Origin of the sequence: Streptomyces sp. NPDC051822 (assembly GCF_044452745.1) — a bacterium.
Classification (GTDB): Bacteria; Actinomycetota; Actinomycetes; order Streptomycetales; family Streptomycetaceae; genus Streptomyces.
Map to the genome: position 1 here is coordinate 1,005,670 of NZ_JBITBZ010000002.1, position 17,923 is coordinate 1,023,592.

Consider the following 17,923-nt stretch of genomic DNA (forward strand, 5'->3'; position numbering starts at 1 on the left):
CTACTCGCGGTCGTCGGCGGTGGAGCGGCGGCGGCGGGCGGCCCAGAGGCCCACGCCCAGGAGCACGATCGCGGCGGGGCCGACGACGAGCCAGAGGCCGGCCGAGGAGGAGCTCTCCTTCTCCCCGGCGGCCGAGGCCGTGGGCACGGCCGACCACCAGCTCCAGTAGCCGTCCTGTCCCCACAGGTTGCCGGCGGCCTCCGGCATGGTCGTGATGGACGCGATCTGGTCCGTGCGGTACGCCTCCAGGGCGTTCGGGTAGGCCATGATGTTCATGTACCCCGTGTCGTACAGCCGGGACTGCATCCGCTTCACCAGATCCGCCCGCTTGGCGGCGTCGTACTCCACCGCCTGCTGCGCGTAGAGCCCGTCGAACTCCTTGTCGCAGATGAAGTTGTCGGTGGCGCCGGTGTCCTTCGGAGTGGCCGGCAGCGTCCCGCAGGTGTGGATCGAGAGGACGTAGTCCGGGTCGGGGTTCACGGACCAGCCGTCGAAGGCGAGGTCGTAGTCCCCCTTGACCCACGGGTCCGACACGCTGTCGAGGCATTCGACCTTCAGACCGATGCCGAGCTTGCCCCACCACTCCGTGAGGTACTTGCCGACCGCCTTGTCGTTCGGGTCGGTGGCGTGGCAGAGGATCCGGAAGGCCAGCGGCTTCCCGTCCTTGCCGATGCGCTTGCCCTCGGCGTTCTTCCGGTACCCGGCCGCGTCGAGGACCTTCTCCGCCTCGGCGGGGTCGTACGCCCGTTTCTGTCCGTCCGCCGGCTTCCAGAAGTACGAGCCGAAGCGCGGCGGGATGTAGCCCTCGCCCTCGACGGCGTGGCCCTGGAAGACCTTGTCGACCAGGGCCGTCCGGTCGACCGCGAGGAAGAGCGCCTTGCGCACGGCCGGGTCGAGCAGCGCCTTGTGTCCGTTGCCGAAGGTCCTGCCGTCCTGCGCCTTCGCGCCCGGGTTGGTGGCGAGGGCGTAGAAGCGGCGGCCGGGCGCGTCGTTGACCTTGATGTTCTTCTGCGTCTTGAGGGCGTCGGCCTGGGCGGGCGTCAGGTTCGGTACGAAGGACACCTCGCCCTTCTGGAGGGCGGCGACGGCGGCGTCCCCGTCCTTGTAGTACTTGAAGACCAGCTCGTCGAACTTCGGCGCGCCCCGCCAGAAGTTCTTGTTCGGCTTGAGCTTGATGTACTGGTCGACCTTGTAGTCCGTGATGACGAACGGGCCGTTGCCCACGATGGGGAACTGCTTGTCGTTGTTGAACTTCGAGAAGTCGCCGACCTTCTCCCACACGTGCTTCGGCACGATCGGCACGTCGAGCGCCGCCATCGTCGCCTGCGGCTTCTTCAGCCGGATGACGAGCGTCCGCGGGTCGGGGGCGGTGACCTTCGCGAAGTTGGCCGTGAAGCTGCCGTTGGCGGTGGCGGCGTTCGGGTCGGTCATCATCTTGTTGAAGGTCCAGGCCGCGTCCTCGGCGGTGGCCTGCTTCCCGTCCGACCAGGTCGAGTCCTCGCGGATCGTGTACGTCCAGGTCAGCTTGTCCGGCGAGGGGGTCCACGCGGTCGCCAGGCCCGGGATCGGGCGGGCGTCCTTCGCGTCGTAGTTGGTGAGGTACTCGTACGCCAGCCGGTGGATGCTGGTCGAGGTGAGCTTCTGCGCGAGGAACGGGCTCAGCGAGTCGATGCTCTGCGAGACGGCGACGGTGAGCGTCTTCGGGGCGGCGGACGTGGCGTCCTCCGCGGCGGCGGTACCGGGGGCGGCCACGAGCGAGACGGCGGTGACACCGGAGGCGAGCAGCAGGCGGAGTGCTCTGTGGGCGACGGGGGCGGGACGGGGTGGAGCCTTCGTGACCATGACCATGGGACGTGACCTCGCGTCGGGGGATCTGTCGTGGATCTTGGGCTGACGATGGGTGAAGCGAAGGTTTATCAGCGGTGGTCTGCCGTCGTCAACGATCCGTCAAACCCCTTGTGGGCTGCGCGAATGCCAAGAGGCCCCGTACCGGGAAACCGGTACGGGGCCTCATTGGTCTACTCCTGTGACGCCTTACTGCTGAGGGGCTGGCGGAGCCTGCGGAGGCTGCTCGGCGTGCCACTCGGGCGGCGGGACCTGGGCCTGTCCCTGATCGTGACCCTGACCGGGTCCCTGGCCGAACCCGGAGCCGTGATCCTGCGGATCCGCCTGCGGGGGCAGCGGCTGACCGGGCTGCGGCTGCTGCCAGCCCTGGGGCATCCCGGCCTGGCCGGGGGGCGGCCCGTACGGCTGTCCGGGCGCGGGCTGTGCTCCGTACGGCTGACCCGGCGCGGGCTGCGCACCCGGCCCCGGCTGCGCACCGTACGGCTGCCCACCCGGCCCGGGCTGACCGGGCATCGGCTGACCGGGCATCGGCTGTCCCTGCGCGGGAGGTGCTCCGTACGGCTGTCCGGGCGCGGGCTGCGCGCCGTACGGCTGACCCGGAGCCGGCTGCTGTCCGTAGGGCTGCTGCTGCGGGTACGGCTGCCCGGGGGCGGGCTGCGCCCCGTACGGCTGACCGGGTACGGGCTGCCCGGGCGCGAACTGACCCGGTACGGGCTGCCCCGGCGCGAACTGACCGGGCGCGGGCTGCCCCGGCATCGGCCGGCCGTGCACCGGCTGTCCGGGCACGGGCTGACCGCCCGGCATGGGCTGACCGGGCATGGGCTGCCCGCCCGGCATCGGCTGTCCCGGCATCTGCGGGCCGCCCGGCATGGGCGGGGCCATGTGCGGAGGCAGCGCGCCCTGGCCGTCGCCGGTCCAGAGCCCCTGCGCCTGCTGCGCCCGTACGAAGTCCTCGGCCACCATCGCCGAGAGGTGGAAGTACGCCTCCCGGGTCTTCGGCCGCATCATGTCGAGGTCCACCTCGGCGCCGGCCGACAGGTGCTCGTCGAAGGGCACGACCACGACACCGCGGCAACGGGTCTGGAAGTGCTGGACGATGTCCTCGACCTTGATCATCTTGCCGGTCTCGCGGACCCCCGAGATGACCGTGATGGAGCGCTGCACCAGATCCGCGTAGCCGTGCGCGGAGAGCCAGTCCAGCGTCGTCGAGGCGCTGGAGGCGCCGTCCACCGAGGGCGTGGAGATGATGATCAGCTGGTCGGCGAGGTCGAGCACCCCGCGCATCGCGCTGTACAGCAGACCGGTGCCCGAGTCCGTGAGGATGATCGGGTACTGCTTGCCGAGGACGTCGATCGCGCGCCGGTAGTCCTCGTCGTTGAAGGTCGTCGAGACCGCCGGGTCCACGTCGTTGGCGAGGATCTCCAGACCCGAGGGCGCCTGCGAGGTGAACCGGCGGATGTCCATGTACGAGTGCAGGTACGGGATCGCCTGCACCAGGTCGCGGATGGTCGCCCCGGTCTCGCGCCGCACCCGGCGGCCCAGCGTGCCGGCGTCCGGGTTGGCGTCGATCGCCAGGATCTTGTCCTGCCGCTCGGTCGCCAGCGTCGCGCCGAGCGCGGTGGTCGTCGTGGTCTTGCCGACACCGCCCTTGAGCGAGATGACCGCGATCCGGTAGCAGGAGAGGACCGGCGTGCGGATCAGCTCCAGCTTGCGCTGCCGCTCCGCCTCCTCCTTCTTCCCGCCCAGCTTGAAACGGGCGGCGCCACCGGGCGTCCGGCTGGACTTCGGCTTCTGCTTGTTGTTCCGCAGCAGCCGGTCCGAGGACAGCTCGACGGCCGCGTTGTACCCGAGCGGGGCGCCCGGCACGGAACGCTCGCGCTGGTCGTGCGTCACGGGCGAGGGCCACGCGGCCCCGGTCCGCGGGTCGACCGGCTGATGCGGGTCCTGCGGCGGCTGGGGTGCGGAGGCCTGCGGGGGTACGGCGGCGGGGTGCGGGTAGCCGTACCCGCCGCCCGGCATCCGCGCCTGCGGAGGCACGCCACCGGGGACACCCGGCTGCTGCGGGTAGCCGTAACCGCCCTGCTGCGGGGGCGTCCCGGACTGCGGGTAGCCGTAGCCGCCCTGCGGGCCGGGAGCGGGCGCCTGGGGCGTCTGAGGAGCCTGCGGATAGCCGTAGGAACCCGGCGGCTGGGCTTGGGGCTGCGGCTGCGCCTGGGGGTACGGCTGGGCGTGCGGCGGTACGGGGCCGGGCGCGGCGGGAGTCTCGGGCGGGGGCCAGGCGGCGGCGGGCGGCAGCGGCGCGGCCTGGGGCGCCGGCTGGGCGGCCTGGGCCTGCTGGGCGGGCCACTGCTGGGCGGGGGCGGGCGCGGCCGGCTGGAAGGACGGCGGCAGCGGCGGCAGCCCGGCGCCCGCACCGGCCTGCGGACCGGCGGCGGGAAGGGGCCCGGGAGCTGCGCCCGCAGCGGCGCCGGGGCTGAAGCCCTGCGGTGCGTCGGGGTGCGGGTAGGCGGCGGGTGCCGCGGGCGCGGCGGCGGCCGGGTGGACCTCGGGGGCCGCGGACTCGCCGGGAGCCTCGGCGGCAGCGGCGGAAACGGGGGCGTCGGCGACCGCTCGGGACTCCCCGTCGGCGCCTTCGGCGGCCTCCGTGTCGCCGGTGCTCTCCGCACCAGGCTCGGTCGCGTCGGCCGTCGCGGCCGATTCCGCGGTGTCGCTGCTCGTCGCCGCGGGCTCGGCCCGCGCCGACACGCTGCCGTCGTTGGCGGTGGCGTCTTCCGCGGAGGAGCCGTCAGGGCCGGGGGCATCGGCGTTCGCGGCCGGAGTCGCGTCGCCGTCCTGGCGGTCCGGACCCGGGACGGGCGCCTGACCTGCGTCCGTCGTGTCCGTCGTGTCCGTCTCGCCCGTCGTGACATCGGGCGTCGCCGCGGCGGCCGATGCCTCCGCCTGCGCCGCACGCTCCGCCATCTCCTGCTGGAGCGCGGCGGGGGAGAAGCGCATGGTCGCCCCGCTCTCGATGTCCCCACCTCCGAAGGGCCCTCCGGAGGGCCCTCCGGAGGCGGAGGCCTCCGGTGTGGAAACGGATGAGGGGGCGGGAGCGGAGGTACCCGCCACGGGAGGCTCACCCGCACCCGGCGGAGTCGTACCGACCGGAGGAAGACCCGCGGCCGGTGGAGCCGTGACGACCGGAGCCACCGGAGCCGGAGCCACCGGAGCCGGAGTCACCGGAGCCGGCGGGCTCACGGGAGTCGCGGGAGGCACCGCGACCTCGCCCGTCCCCGCCGGCGGAGCCCCCGCGTTCCAGCTCGGCTCGAAGCCGCTGCCCGCCGGGAGGCCCGGTACGGGGAGCGGCGCTCCGCTCGGCGGCGGGGGAGTGGCACCGCCCGCCCCCGCACCGCCCGACGCGTTCTGCGTGTACCAGGCGGGCGGGGTGTAGTCGATGGTGAACTCACCCGTCATCTCGGCGGGATCCGCGTCGGACTGATCGTCGGCGGGCGGATTCCAACCCCCGTGGATCTCGTCGCGATCGCCGTTCACTTTGCCTCCTGGTGTGGTCGAGCACCCTTGTGCCGTGGTGGGGCGGGGCCCTTCCACCCTAATCGGCGCGGGCAACCCCCGGGCAGGCCCGAAGGCCCCTCCGCGCCCCTCCCCGTGAACCGGTCAGGGGCCCAAGTGACCTGACCGCGCCACAGAGTGAAAACCCCCACCGTTCAAAACATTGCAAAAGCGGACGTACCTGCACGACTTCGCGCCGTTCCGTCGCCGCTCAGTCCATCCGGCGCGCGCCGCCCAACAATCCGGTCTCGGCGTCCGTCGCCTGCGTCATGACGAACTGGCGGTCGCTCGGCGTGCACCAGAGGGTCACCCCGTCCGCGAGCGTGGACAGGGCCTCGTACTCGTGGCGCGGCAGGCTCATGATGCGGCCGATCTGCGCGGCCTCGTCGGGGGAGACCCGCTGGACGCCGACGAGCGAGGACTTCTCCAGGAGCCGGGGCGCCACCGGGCTCAGATAGGGCAGCAGCGTCAGCACCGACTGCCAGGGCGCCGACACGACCCGGCCGCGCGGCGGCCGCATGCCGCAGTCGCGCACCACGACCACCGGACTGCCGGCGGACGCGCCCTGCGGCGGCACCCGCCCCACGTCGTGCAGCGAGATGCACGGCTGTCCGCCGCCCGCGGCCTGCGCGAGCGCCGTCCACGCCTGCGCGCGGCCGGTCTCGACCGCCACCCGGGCGCCCGTGGCGGCCGCCCGCAGCGCGAGCACCTGAGCGGTCCACAGGCCGCCGATGAGGGTGATGTCGTACGGGACGGGCCGGTTGATGCCGAGCACGGCCGGGCGGCTCTCGGCGTCGACGCCGATCACCATGCCGTCGTCGCCGACCGGCAGGGCCAGCGCGTCGAGCTGGTCGAGGGGGACGGAGTGCCGGTCGCGGCGCGGGCCGACGAGCCCGAAACCGAACCGGGGTCGCGCGCCCCGCCCCGTACCCCGGGCGTCCGTACCCCGGGCGGAACCACCCCGCGGATCCGTACCGCGCGAGGCCGGCCTGCCGGAACGGGCCGGCGTACCGAAGGAGGAAGAGGAAGCGGAGGAGGACATCAGCGCGCACCCCCCAGCGGAAGCGTCGCGAGGATGCCGGGCACCTGTTCCCTGTCGAGCCGCACCAGGCCCGTCCTCACCCCGCGCGCCGCACGCTCGAGTTCGTGCCGCGCGGTCACCAGCTCCTCGTCGCTCCGTCCGGTGATCCGTACGTGTCCGGTCACCGTCACCTCCTGCCGGTCCCCACCGCTCAGCGTCAGGCTGAACGTCGTCGCGAGCGCGGGCAGCGAGGTCAGCAGGGCCACCAGCTGAGGCATCGAGGCCCCAGAGCCGCCCTGGCCGCCCAACTGGGGCCAGCGGCCCACCCAGTACGTCGTGTGCCGCCGGTCGTCGACCCGCCAGGTCCTGGCGGTCTCCTGCGTCCGCCGCCCCTGCGCCTGCCCCCGGCCCGCCTGCGCTATCGCCATCGGGCTCGCACAGGTGGAGGTGGCGATCGCCGAGGTCAGCTCCTGCTCCGTCAGGACGCTCGCCCGGAAACCGGCGCCGGCCAGCCGGCTCGCCAGCTGGTCCGCCGCCCGGACCACGCACTTCTGCGCACCCGCCAGGCCGCCGCCGCGCGCGGCGACCGCCTCCGGGCACAGCTCGGGGTCGAGCTTGAGCGCGATCCAGGTGATCCGTACCGCGGGCGAACCCGTCTGCGCCTGCAGCGGCCCGTAGTTGCGCGCCGCCATCGACTGCGCGGGCAGGTGCGGCGCGGGCGCCGGCTGGGTGTGCTGCACGATCTGCGCCGACTCCAGCCGGATGCCGTCCACGCTCAGCACGTCCCGGACGAGCCCCACGGGCAGTGGCCGCGCCGCCCGGTCGGGACGCAGCGCCGTGCCGTCCGACTCGACCCGAAGAACGGCGGTCAGGAAGGTGCCGTCGCCGACCATGCCGACCGGCCGCCGGTCCCGGTCGCTGTAGGCGTAGGTCCGCAGCGCCGGGTCGCACTCCACGACCGGGGCGAACCCCGGCTCCGTGCCCTCCGGCACCGTGAACGACGACGCCCGGCGGCTTCGGGCCCGCAGCGCGAGGAAGGTGCCGAGCCACTCGGGCAGCGAGCGCCGGTGGCGTCGTACGACCGCGAGGAGCAGGAGCACGACGGCGACCACGCCCGCGGGCACCAGCAGCATCGGATCGACGACCCAGGCGACCGCGAGCAGGGCCGCCGCCACCTCGATCAGTACGAGCTGTTGCAATCGGAACGAACCGAAGTGTCCCGGACGTGCCTGAAGCCTCGGTGAGACCGAGGAGACGGGTCCCGTGGGCGGGGGTTCGGAGGCGGTGGCCGCGGCGGGCCGCGTCCGCGTCGCGGAAGCCATGATGGAGAATCCCCCTCAATTCGTCCCGATCACCCTGGCCTGCCAGGGCTTTGGCGGCCGGATCACCCTACCCGCCCCACGAACACCACGGGACAGCAGGCATAGTAGGGGGCCGGTCCGACGGCCGGGGCCCGGGTGCCACTCCCCGGCTCCCGCGCGAAGATCGCGCCTGACGAGAATGGGGACTCATGGCATCGCGGCGGGACGAGCTCAACGCGTACACCTTTGCGAAGAAGCGCACGGTGGCGGCATTCCTCCAACCCTCGCCCTCCGGCACGGAGGAGGGGGCGCCGAGGCCGCTGCGCGCGATCGTCCCCGGGCTGATCGTCGCCGCGCTCGTCGTCGCCGGCTTCGGCGCCTGGGGCATGTTCAGCCCCCAGGCCCCCAAGGGCTGGGACGTTCCCGGCACCCGGGTGATCGTCGGCAAGCAGTCGACGACCCGGTACGTGGTCCTGGAGACCGGCAAGGGCAAGGACAAGAAGACCCTGCTCCACCCCGTCCTCAACCTCGCCTCCGCGCGACTCCTCCTCAACCCCGACCAGTTCCAGGTCGTCCAGGTCGCCGACAAGGAGCTCGACAAGGGCAAGCCGCCGCGCGGCCCGATCCTCGGCATCCCGTACGCCCCCGACCGGCTGCCCACGGCCGACGAAGCCGGCAAGCCCAAGCGCTGGGCGGTCTGCGAGCAGCCCGGCGGCGGTGCGGGCGCCGGCGTCCAGAAGGCGACCTTCCTCTTCGCCGAGCGGGACCTGAAGCGCACCGAGGGAGCCGGCCGGCTCAAGGACGGCGAGGTCCTCTACGTCAAGGGACAGAAGGGCGCCGCCCAGTTCCTCGTGGACCACACGGGCACCAAGTACCCGCTGAAGGCCGACTCCGTCGGGCTGCTCACCGCCCTCGTCGGCCCCGCCAAGGAGCCGCAGGCCGTCACCGACGACTGGCTCGCCACCCTGAAGACCGGTGACGAGGTGGACTTCCCCCGCATCGACGGAGAGGTCGGCGCCCCCACCGAGGTCCCCGGCAGCACCCTGAACGCCACCGAGAGCCGGATCGGCATGGTCCTCCTCGCCCAGACCGGCTCCGGACCCCAGAACTACGTCGTCCTCGCCGGGAAGGTCCAGCCGGTCTCCCCGTTCACCGCCTGGCTGCTCATCAGCTCCCGGCAGACCAACGTCCTCGACATGGACGGCAAGGCGACCACCGTCGACGCCTCCTCCTTCGTCCCGGACCCCACCGTCTTCCACGCCGCCGCGCGCTGGCCGCGGCTGCAGTCCAGGACGGTCAACGCCGCCACCGGCGCGGGCGCCCGCGACACCGTCTGCAGCGTCCTCACCGGCGTCGACGAGAAGGGCGGGACGACCCTCACCACCTGGGCCGGCACCGAGTACCCCGCAGACATCACCGCCGGCGGCACCAGCACGTACGTCACCCCCGGCACCGGCCTGCTCTACACCCAGACCCAGGGCAGCGGCCAGCAGACGCCCGACGGCTCGCTGTTCCTGGTCACCGACACCGGCCTGCGCTACGCCGTCCAGGCCAACGGCGACAGCGACTCCGCCCGCTCCGAGATCGGCGCGGGCGACAAGGAGCAGCCCACCGACGAACGCCCGGAGCCCAGCGACGCCCAGAAGCGTCTCGGCTACGAGAAGGTCATGCCGGCCCGCGTCCCGATCGAATGGTCGGAGTTCCTGTCGAAGGGTCCCCGGCTCGACACCAACAGCGCGCGTCAGCCGCAGGGTTCCTAGGGGGTGGCACCGGTGACGACGACGAACCGCGCGGCCGTGTGCCGCCCCGCGGCCCACCGCGCGGCCGCCCTGCTCGCCGCGGGCACCCTCACCGCCCTCCTCGCGGCGCCCGCGGCGGCTGCCGCTCCCCGCGAGGACGGTCCCGCCCTCGACGGCAGCGGCGAGTGCACCTTCCCGATGAAGAAGCAGATCGAGGGCACCCCCTGGCCGCTCCAGCGGGTCCTCCTGGACGAGCTGTGGCAGGACACCAAGGGCAAGGGCGTCCGGGTCGCCGTCATCGACACGGGAGTCGACGACGTCAACCAGCAGCTGCGGCCCGCCGTCGACGCCAAGGCGGGCAAGGACTACCTGAAGCCCGACAAGAAGAACCCCGGCTTCGGCGACGAGAAGCGCGGCAAGACCGACGGCACCGTCGACGACGTCGGCCACGGGACCAAGGTCGCCGGCATCATCGCCGCCCGCCCCCGCAAGGGCACCGGCTTCGTCGGCATCGCCCCCGAGGCGACGATCATCCCGATCCGGCAGAACGACGAGAAGAACAGCGGCAAGTCCGACACGATGGCACTGGCGATCGACCATGCCGTGGCCAAGGACGCGGACGTCATCAACATCTCGCAGGACACCACCCAGCCCCTCGCGGACGATTCGCCCATGGGCCTCGCGATCGCCCGCGCGATCAAGGCGGGCGTCGTCGTCGTGGCCTCCGCCGGCAACGACGGCATGGACGGCAAGCTCAAGAACACGTACCCGGCGGCCTTCCCCGGCGTCCTCGCCGTCGCCTCCTCCGACCGCAACAACGAGCGCGCTCCGTTCTCCCAGTCCGGCACCTTCGTGGGCGTCGCGGCGCCCGGCGTCGACATCGTCTCCACCGTCCCCGGCGGCGGCCAGTGCGTCGACAACGGCACCAGCTTCTCCGCCCCGTACGTCGCCGGCGTAGCCGCCCTGCTCCGCGCCAAGTACCCGAAGTGGACGGTCGCGCAGATCGTCACCCGGATCCAGCAGACCGCGGTCCGCTCCGTCAACGGACGCGACAACCACGTCGGCTGGGGCGTGGTCGACCCGGTGCGGGCGCTCGCCGACACCCCCGGCACGCCTCCCTCCTCGCCCACGCCCGATCCGGGGCCGCCCAAGCCGCCGGCCCCCGAGCCGGCCCGTCTGGCGCTGTCGGAGACGCCTCAGGAGCGCTCCGAGCGGCTCGCCACCTACGCGTTGGGGATCGGTGTCGTCCTGGTGGCCGTGGTCGCCGGAACCGCCACCGTGATCCGCGACACCCACCGCCGGAGGGGGGCCCGTTGACCCGCGTACCGGTCAAGTATCCGGACCTTCCTTTGCAGTTGGAACTGCCGCCGTCAATGGCTAAAGTGACCGCTGGGCGCACGGCAGTGCGATCCCAGCACGGGGGCGGCATCAGAAGATTCCCGTCCGCATCACGACCGGACGGCCCGACGGCACAGCCGTCGACGCCGCCGAAGGAAGAAGGGGCAAGATGTCGAAAGACCTGAACGTAACCAGTGCCGAACAAGTCAAGCTCGCCGGCCGGATCCAGGACTTCTCCGACGAGCTCCAGTCCCGCATCACCTCCCTCAACGGCGTGGTCGACCGCGTCCAGGCGGGCTGGCAGGGCGCTGCGAGCAAGGAGTACGACCGGGTCCAGAACGACCTGAACATGCGTCTGCGCAGCATGCGCGCCGAGCTCACCAAGCTCGAGGAGATCATGCGCATGAGCGCCGACGGGTTCACGCAGGAGGAGGAGGACCGCCTCCGGTCCTTCCGCACCATGGACAGCTCCGGCGGTCAGAGCGCCATCCTCGGCGTCTGAGCCGTCCGACCCGACCAGTCCTCCGCGCCACTCAAACTTCAGGAGTCATCATCATGACCACTGCGGTCAATTACGACACCGTGACGCAGGCGGCGGCCGACACCCGCCTCACCTCCAGCACGCTCACCCAGAAGCTCGACGACCTCATGGCCGAGGTGAACCGCGTCGCCTCCAACTGGGAGGGCGAGGCGAAGGTCGCCTACCGCGAGAGCCAGGACCGCCTGACCCGCGACATGGCCGGCATGAACCAGGACCTGGCGCGCATCGCCCAGCTCCTCGACGAGTCGGTCATGGGCTACCAGGACACCGACAAGGGCAACGCCGCCCGGTTCCGCATGATGTGAGACCGCGCAGCACGCGTGAGGGGGTGGCCCGTTCCCACGGGCCACCCCCTCACGCGTACCCGCTGTCGTCAGCGGAGGTCGAACTCGCCGTCACGGGCGCCCAGGACGAACGCGTCCCACTCGGCCTTCGTGTAGCGAAGCACCGTCTCCTTGTCGAGGGACGAACGCATCGCCACCGCCCCGTCGGGGAGCTTCGCGATCTCCACCCGCTCCTCGTCCGGGCTCGTCCCCGGGGCGCCCTCCCACTCGACGCCGGAGATGTCCAGCGCGTACAGCTCGTCCTTCTGGCGCTGCTTCTCGGCGGCCAGAGCGCTGTCCGCTGCGCTGTCGGCCGCGCTGTCGGCGCTGCTCGTCCTGGTGCCTGCGTCAGTCATCGGCGCGTTCCCTTCGCGGTGGTACGTCGGTCCCTCCCACACTAGTTGGGAGGGACCGTTCCGTTCAGCCGGAAACGAGTGGCGACCCGGCGGCCGGCCCGACGGTCAGTGCTGCTCCGGAAGCCAGCCCAGCTGCACCAGCGGCGTGCCCCGCTTCCGCGACACGAACGTGCCCCGGCCCGGCGGCATCGGACGGGCCCGGACGCTGCCCAGGATGTCGCCCTCCTGCGGATCGCCGGAGAGGACCATGCCCTGCGCGCCCAGCTCCCGCATGCGCTGCATGAACGGCTCGTACATCGCCCGGGAGGCACCGGCCTGGCTGCGCGCCACGATGAACCGGACGCCGACGTCACGCGCGAACGGCAGGTTCTCCACCAGGGCGGCGAGCGGGTTCCCCGAGTTGGTCGCCACCAGCTCGAAGTCGTCGACCAGGACGAAGAGTTGCGGGCCCGTCCACCAGCTGCGGTCCCGCAGCTGCTGCGGTGTGATGTCGGGCTTCGGCGCCCGCCTCGTCATCACCGTGTTGATCGCTTCCATGTGCATCTGCATGGCCGAGGCCATCGGCGCGTACTCCAGGAGGTGCGAGGGCGCCACCGCCTCCAGCATGGTGCGCCGGTAGTCGCCCACCACGATCCGCGCCTGCTCCGGCGTGTACCGCTCGCACAGCTGCTTCGCGATGAGCCGCAGCAGCGCCGTCTTCCCGGACTCGCTCTCACCGAAGATCAGGAAGAACGGATCCGACTCGAAGTCGACGAACACCGGCTCCAGGTTCGTCTCGTCGATACCGATCGCGATGCCGTGCTGCGGGTACTCGAAGCCCTTCGGCAGCCGCTCCGCCGGCAGCTTGCGCGGCAGCAGCCGCACCGCCGGGGCAGGCGCCCCGGTCCAGCTCGCCCGTACCGCCTGGACGAACGCCGCCGTGCCCTCCGCCAGGTCTGCGGCCGAGCTCGATCCGTCGATCCGCGGCAGCGCCCCCATGAAGTGCAGCTTCTCCGGCACCTGGCCGCGCCCCGGCACCCCGGGCGGCACGTTCGCCGCGACCTTCCGGTCGAACTCGGAGTCCATGACGTCACCGAGCCGCAGTTCGAGACGGCCCAGCATCTGGTCCTTGAGCGCCGCCCGCACCTCCATGTAGCGGGAGGCGGTGATCACCACGTGGATGCCGTAGCCCAGACCGCGCGCCGCGAGGTCGGCGACGATCGGCTCCAGCATGTCGTAGTCGTTGCGGAAGCCGCCCCAGCCGTCGACGACCAGGAAGACGTCGCCCCAGGCCTCGCCCGGCAGCTCGCCCGCGGCCCGCTTGCGCCGGTAGGTCGTCATCGAGTCGATGGAGTGCGTACGGAAGAACTCCTCCCGCCGGTTCAGCACGCCCAGCACCTCGGCGACCGTCCGCCGCACCCGCTCGGGGTCGAGCCGCGACGCCACCCCGCCGACGTGCGGCAGGTCGGCGAGCGACACCATGCCGCCGCCACCGAAGTCCAGGCAGTAGAACTGCACCTCGGCGGGGGTGTGGGTGAGCGCGAACGACGAGATCAGCGACCGCATGATCGTCGACTTGCCGGACTGCGGACCGCCCACCACCATCATGTGACCGGCGGCGCCGGAGAAGTCCCGGTACAGCACCTCGCGCCGCTGCTCGAACGGCTTGTCGATGAGACCGAGCGGCACCGTGAGCCCGCCCTGACGCGTGTACTCCGTCGCCGTGAGCCCCCGGTCCGCCGTCTGCGCGAGACCCGGAAGAAGCTGGTCGAGCGAGGGCGCCTGGTCCAGCGGCGGCAGCCACACCTGGTGCGCCGGCACCCCCTGGCCCTCGAGCCGCCGCACGATCACGTCGAGGACGGTGTCCGCGAGCGCGTCGTCCTCCTCGGCCCGCAGCGCCGTCAGATACGCCGGGTCCGGCGCCGCGTACACCACGGGCACCGGCGCCGCCGTGAACAGCGCGGGGCGCCGCTCCACCGGCATCTGACCGATCTCCAGCCGGGGCCCGCCCGTCCGGTACGTGCCCGAGACGTACGCCGCCTTGAAGCGGGTCATCTCGTCCGTACCGAACTTCAGGTACCCCGAACCCGGCACCGACGGCAGGTGGTACGCGTCCGGCACACCGATCGCCGTCCGCGACTCCGCCGCCGAGAAGGTCCGCAGACCGATCCGGTACGAGAGGTACGTGTCCAGACCGCGCAGCTTGCCCTCCTCCAGGCGCTGCGACGCGAGCAGCAGATGCACACCCAGCGAACGGCCGATGCGGCCGATCTGGATGAACATGTCGATGAAGTCAGGCTTGGCCGTCAGGAGCTCGGAGAACTCGTCGATCACCAGGACCAGCGAGGCCAGCGGCTCCAGCGGGGCACCCGCCGCCCGCGCCTTCTCGTAGTCGTGGATGTTCGCGTAGTTGCCCGCCGACCGCAGCAGCTCCTGGCGCCGCTGCAGCTCGCCGCGGATCGCGTCGCCCATGCGGTCGACCAGGGTCAGGTCGTCCGACAGGTTGGTGATGACCGCCGCCACGTGCGGCATCTGCGACATGCCCGCGAAGGTCGCGCCGCCCTTGAAGTCCGCGAGGACGAAGTTCAGCGTCTCCGAGGAGTGCGTCACCGCGAGACCCAGGACCAGCGTCCGCAGCAGCTCCGACTTGCCGGAACCCGTCGCGCCCACGCACAGACCGTGCGGGCCCATGCCCTCCTGGGCGGCCTCCTTCAGGTCCAGCATGACCGGCTGGCCGTCCTCGCCGACACCGATCGGCACCCGGAGCCGCTCGGCCACCGACCGGGGCCGCCAGGTCCGCGCCACGTCCACCGAGGCCGCGTCGCCCAGGCTCAGCAGATCCGTGAAGTCCAGATTGGCGAGCAGCGGCTCGTCGTCGTCCCCGCCGCCCATCCGCAGCGGCGCGAGCTGCCGGGCCAGCGCCTCGGCCGCCGGCAGCGAGATGCCGTCCGGCAGCCCCTCGTAGGCGAAGCCGCCGCCCGACTCCAGGCGCAGCCTGCCCGGCCGTACGACCACGGAGAGGCCACCGCGCGGCTCGTCGAGGTCGCCGGAGACCACCTCCACGATCGTCACGCCCTGAAGGCCCTCCGGCGCGGCGAGCAGCGAGTCCGGCGGCACCATCCCGCCGTCGAGGACCACGACCACGTGCGGCTGGTCGAGGACCGGCTGGTTCTCCCGGGAGAACCGCGGCCGCCCGTCCAGCTTCGACCGGATCAGGTTCTCGAGCTCGCCCAGGTCATCGCCGAACAGCCGCTTCGTACCGGCACCGTCATAGCTGTCGGACTGACCCGACACCTGCGTGTGCGGCAGCCACTTCGTCCAGTCCCAGCGCTCCTGCGCGGGCCGCGCCGCCACCACGGCGAGCATCAGGTCCTCGGGGGAGTGCAGGGTCACCAGCTGCGCCACCAGGGCGCGCGCCGCGGCCTGCGCCGACTCCGTCTCACCCGACACCGTCACGTGGTAGAAGGCGCGCATCGAGACCGCCATCGGCAGCCCGTCCAAGGTGCCGTGCACCGCCAGGAACTGCTGCATCGCCCCCGCGCACAGCGGCTCCAGCTCGTCCACCGGAGCCGTGTCGGGCGCCACCAGCGGAGTCGCCAACTGCTGCGCCCCGAGGCCGATCCGGGCCTGCCCGAAGTCATGGTCGCCGACCCGCCGCTCCCACACCCGCGAACCCTCGGCCACCACCGACCACAACTGCTCGGGAGAGGGGTGCAGATACAGCTGCGCGTCCCGCTGCCTGCGCGCCGTGCGCCGGACCGTACGCCGGGTCTGCGCGAGGTATTTGAGGTAGTCGCGGCGGACATCTGACATTTGCCCCTGCGTACCGCGACGGAATCTGACGAACTGGGCGACGGCCATCGCGATCGTCGACACCAGCATCAGGGTGCCCATGATCCGCATGATCGCCGACGGCGTCATGAAGAAGAAGACCACCGACGAACCCATGCCGAGCATCGGCAGGAGCTGCATCAACGCCGACTCCTGCTGTCCCCGCGGCAGTTCCGGCGGAGACTCCAGGACCAGTTCCCCACCGGGCACTTCCGGCGGAAGAGACCTCGGCGGGCGTTTGACGACGATCTGGCTCACCGGCGCATCAATCCCTCGTTGGAGGCGGGTTCGTGGCGGGAGCATCCGCCCGGCACCCCTGTCGGCAGCCGGGCGCACGGACTTCCCCCATGGGACGGCGATCCTACTTGCAGCCCCCACCGGCCGTCCCCGGTAGGGTGGCGCGCGCATCGTGCGCAACCGCGAATCAGGGGGTCCACACACGTGAGTACGACCGCAGCGACCGGCTTCTGCCGCGTCACCGTCGTGGCGCCGGACAGCCGCATCGACGTCGCGCTCCCCGAGGACATCGCCGTCGCCGACGTCTACCCGGAGATCCTGCGGCTCACCGGGCAGACCCAGGCCGCCGGCACCCCCACCGGCTACCACCTGGTCCGCCGGGACGGGTCGGTCCTCGACGGCGCCCGCACCCTCGCCGCCCAGCAGGTACTCGACGGCGAGGTGCTCTCCCTGCGCCCCTTCGCGCAGTCCCTGCCGCCGGCCGTCTACGACGACGTGTCCGACGCCGTCGCCTCCGCCGTCACCCGCGACCGGCACCTGTGGAGCGACGAGCTGCTGCGCGGCGCCGGACTCCTCGGCGGCGTGCTGCTCCTCGTCCTCATGGGCTTCGTCCTCTGGTTCGCCGACCCGGTCCGCCACGACATGCACAGCCTGCCCGGGATCATCGCGGGCGCCGCAGGCCTCCTCCTCACCGCGTTCGCCGGTGTCCGGGCCCGTGTGTACGGCGACCGGGCGACCGCCGTCGCCCTCGGCCTCGGCGCCCTGCCGCTGCTCCTCATCGCCGGCTCCGGCATCGTCGGCCCCGACGCCGGGGCGGGCCCCGGCCGCCTGCAGTTCCTGCTCGGCTGCGTCACCGTCCTCGTCGCCTCGGTGGCCCTGGTCGCGCTCACCCCCAGCGGTGACGCGCCCTTCGTCGCCGCCACCTTCCTCGCGGCCGTCGGCACCCTCGCGACCTTCCTCATGATCCTCACCGAGGCCACCGCGACCGAGACCGCCGCCGTCTGCGCCCCCGTCGCCATCGGCCTCGTCGCCTTCCTGCCCGGCCTCTCCGCCCGCTTCGCGCGGCTCCCCATCGGCTACGCCGCCCCGCGCAGCGCCGCCGACGACGAGTTCCTCGGCGAGCAGCAGCAGTACCCGGCTGGCGAGGACGCGCAGCCCGTCGACGGCGAGCGCATCGCGCTCCAGGCCCGCCGCGGCCACGAGATGCTGCTCGGCCTGGTCGGCGGCTGCGCGGCCGTCGTCGTCGGCTCCGCCGCCGTCCTCGGCTTCGCCGGAAACGTCTGGGGCCAGCTCCTCGCCCTCGCCGCAGGCCTGGCGATGCTGCTGCGCGCCCGCCTGTTCCGCTACACCTCGCAGGTCGCCTGCGTCCTCGTCGCCGGCATCTCCGCCATCGCGCTGCTCGTCCTCGGCCTGTCCCTCAACCCGCCGGCCGACCTGGTCAAGGACCTCCTCATGTACGGGGACCGGGGCGGCCTGGACATCCGTACGATCTGGCTCACCGCGTCCGTCGCCGCCGGCGCCGCGCTGATCACCGCGATCGGCCTGATCATCCCGAGGAAGGGCCTCTCGCCGTTCTGGGGCCGGCTCCTCGACCTGGCCGAGGGCTTCGTCCTGCTCTCCCTCGTCCCGCTCTGCCTCGCCGTCCTCGACGTGTTCTCCGCGGTCCGCTCCCTCACCAGCAAGTAGGCCCCCGCACAAAAGGGCAGCTGCTGCGCTCCGGCGAGCTGGTACGCTGTGTGACGGCCGTTTGTGTACGCGCTCCCGGAAGCCTTCCCAGGCCCTGGAAGCTGCGCCCATCGGACCTTCGCCCGTCGAGTCACGGAAGCTTCCCCTGAGATCAAGACCAGGGGCACTCACGGGCGC

General features: G+C 72.4%; 11 protein-coding genes. 5 read left to right on the forward strand and 6 right to left on the reverse strand.

The features are described 5' to 3' along the window. The 4 genes from ACIA8N_RS10360 to eccE all read right to left on the reverse strand — a co-directional run bounded on the left by ACIA8N_RS10360 (window position 1) and on the right by eccE (window position 7,737). Window positions 1-1,842, reverse strand: coding sequence for an ABC transporter substrate-binding protein (locus ACIA8N_RS10360; protein ID WP_365786910.1), 1,842 nt, complete (start codon window positions 1,840-1,842; stop codon window positions 1-3). 192 nt (window positions 1,843-2,034) lie between these two features. Next, window positions 2,035-5,376: an SCO5717 family growth-regulating ATPase gene (locus ACIA8N_RS10365; protein ID WP_365786879.1), complete on the reverse strand. Its 3,342-nt coding sequence runs from the start codon at window positions 5,374-5,376 to the stop codon at window positions 2,035-2,037. Between the two features lie 229 nt (window positions 5,377-5,605). Next, entirely contained in the window at window positions 5,606-6,436 is an 831-nt protein-coding gene (locus ACIA8N_RS10370; RefSeq protein WP_365786881.1) for a hypothetical protein, read from the reverse strand. After that, window positions 6,436-7,737: a type VII secretion protein EccE gene (gene eccE / locus ACIA8N_RS10375; protein ID WP_365786883.1), complete on the reverse strand. Its 1,302-nt coding sequence runs from the start codon at window positions 7,735-7,737 to the stop codon at window positions 6,436-6,438. Before eccE ends, ACIA8N_RS10370 begins: the two co-directional genes overlap by 1 nt. 188 nt (window positions 7,738-7,925) lie before the next feature. On the opposite strand from eccE, the gene eccB reads away from it, so the two are divergent. The 4 genes from eccB to ACIA8N_RS10395 all read left to right on the forward strand — a co-directional run bounded on the left by eccB (window position 7,926) and on the right by ACIA8N_RS10395 (window position 11,639). Further along, window positions 7,926-9,476: a type VII secretion protein EccB gene (eccB, locus tag ACIA8N_RS10380; protein ID WP_365786885.1), complete on the forward strand. Its 1,551-nt coding sequence runs from the start codon at window positions 7,926-7,928 to the stop codon at window positions 9,474-9,476. 177 nt (window positions 9,477-9,653) lie between these two features. Further along, window positions 9,654-10,772, forward strand: a complete 1,119-nt coding sequence (mycP, locus tag ACIA8N_RS10385; RefSeq protein WP_399416094.1) for a type VII secretion-associated serine protease mycosin — start codon at window positions 9,654-9,656, stop codon at window positions 10,770-10,772. Window positions 10,773-10,962: 190 nt separating this feature from the next. Further along, entirely contained in the window at window positions 10,963-11,295 is a 333-nt protein-coding gene (locus ACIA8N_RS10390) for a WXG100 family type VII secretion target (protein WP_030550882.1), read from the forward strand. 53 nt (window positions 11,296-11,348) lie between these two features. Beyond that, on the forward strand, window positions 11,349-11,639 hold the full coding sequence (locus ACIA8N_RS10395; RefSeq protein ID WP_030206635.1) for a WXG100 family type VII secretion target: 291 nt from the start codon (window positions 11,349-11,351) through the stop codon (window positions 11,637-11,639). A 68-nt stretch (window positions 11,640-11,707) separates the two neighbouring features. Here ACIA8N_RS10395 and ACIA8N_RS10400 read toward each other — a convergent pair whose 3' ends face one another. Continuing rightward, window positions 11,708-12,013 carry a DUF397 domain-containing protein gene (locus ACIA8N_RS10400; RefSeq protein ID WP_365786890.1) on the reverse strand — a complete coding sequence of 102 codons (306 nt, stop codon included), beginning with the start codon at window positions 12,011-12,013 and terminating at the stop codon, window positions 11,708-11,710. A gap of 105 nt (window positions 12,014-12,118) precedes the next feature. Next, entirely contained in the window at window positions 12,119-16,081 is a 3,963-nt protein-coding gene (eccCa, locus tag ACIA8N_RS10405) for a type VII secretion protein EccCa (RefSeq protein ID WP_365786892.1), read from the reverse strand. Between the two features lie 183 nt (window positions 16,082-16,264). Here eccCa and eccD point away from each other — a divergent pair, with 183 nt between their 5' ends. Further along, window positions 16,265-17,746, forward strand: a complete 1,482-nt coding sequence (gene eccD / locus ACIA8N_RS10410) for a type VII secretion integral membrane protein EccD (RefSeq protein WP_365786894.1) — start codon at window positions 16,265-16,267, stop codon at window positions 17,744-17,746. Window positions 17,747-17,923: the final 177 nt, after the last annotated feature.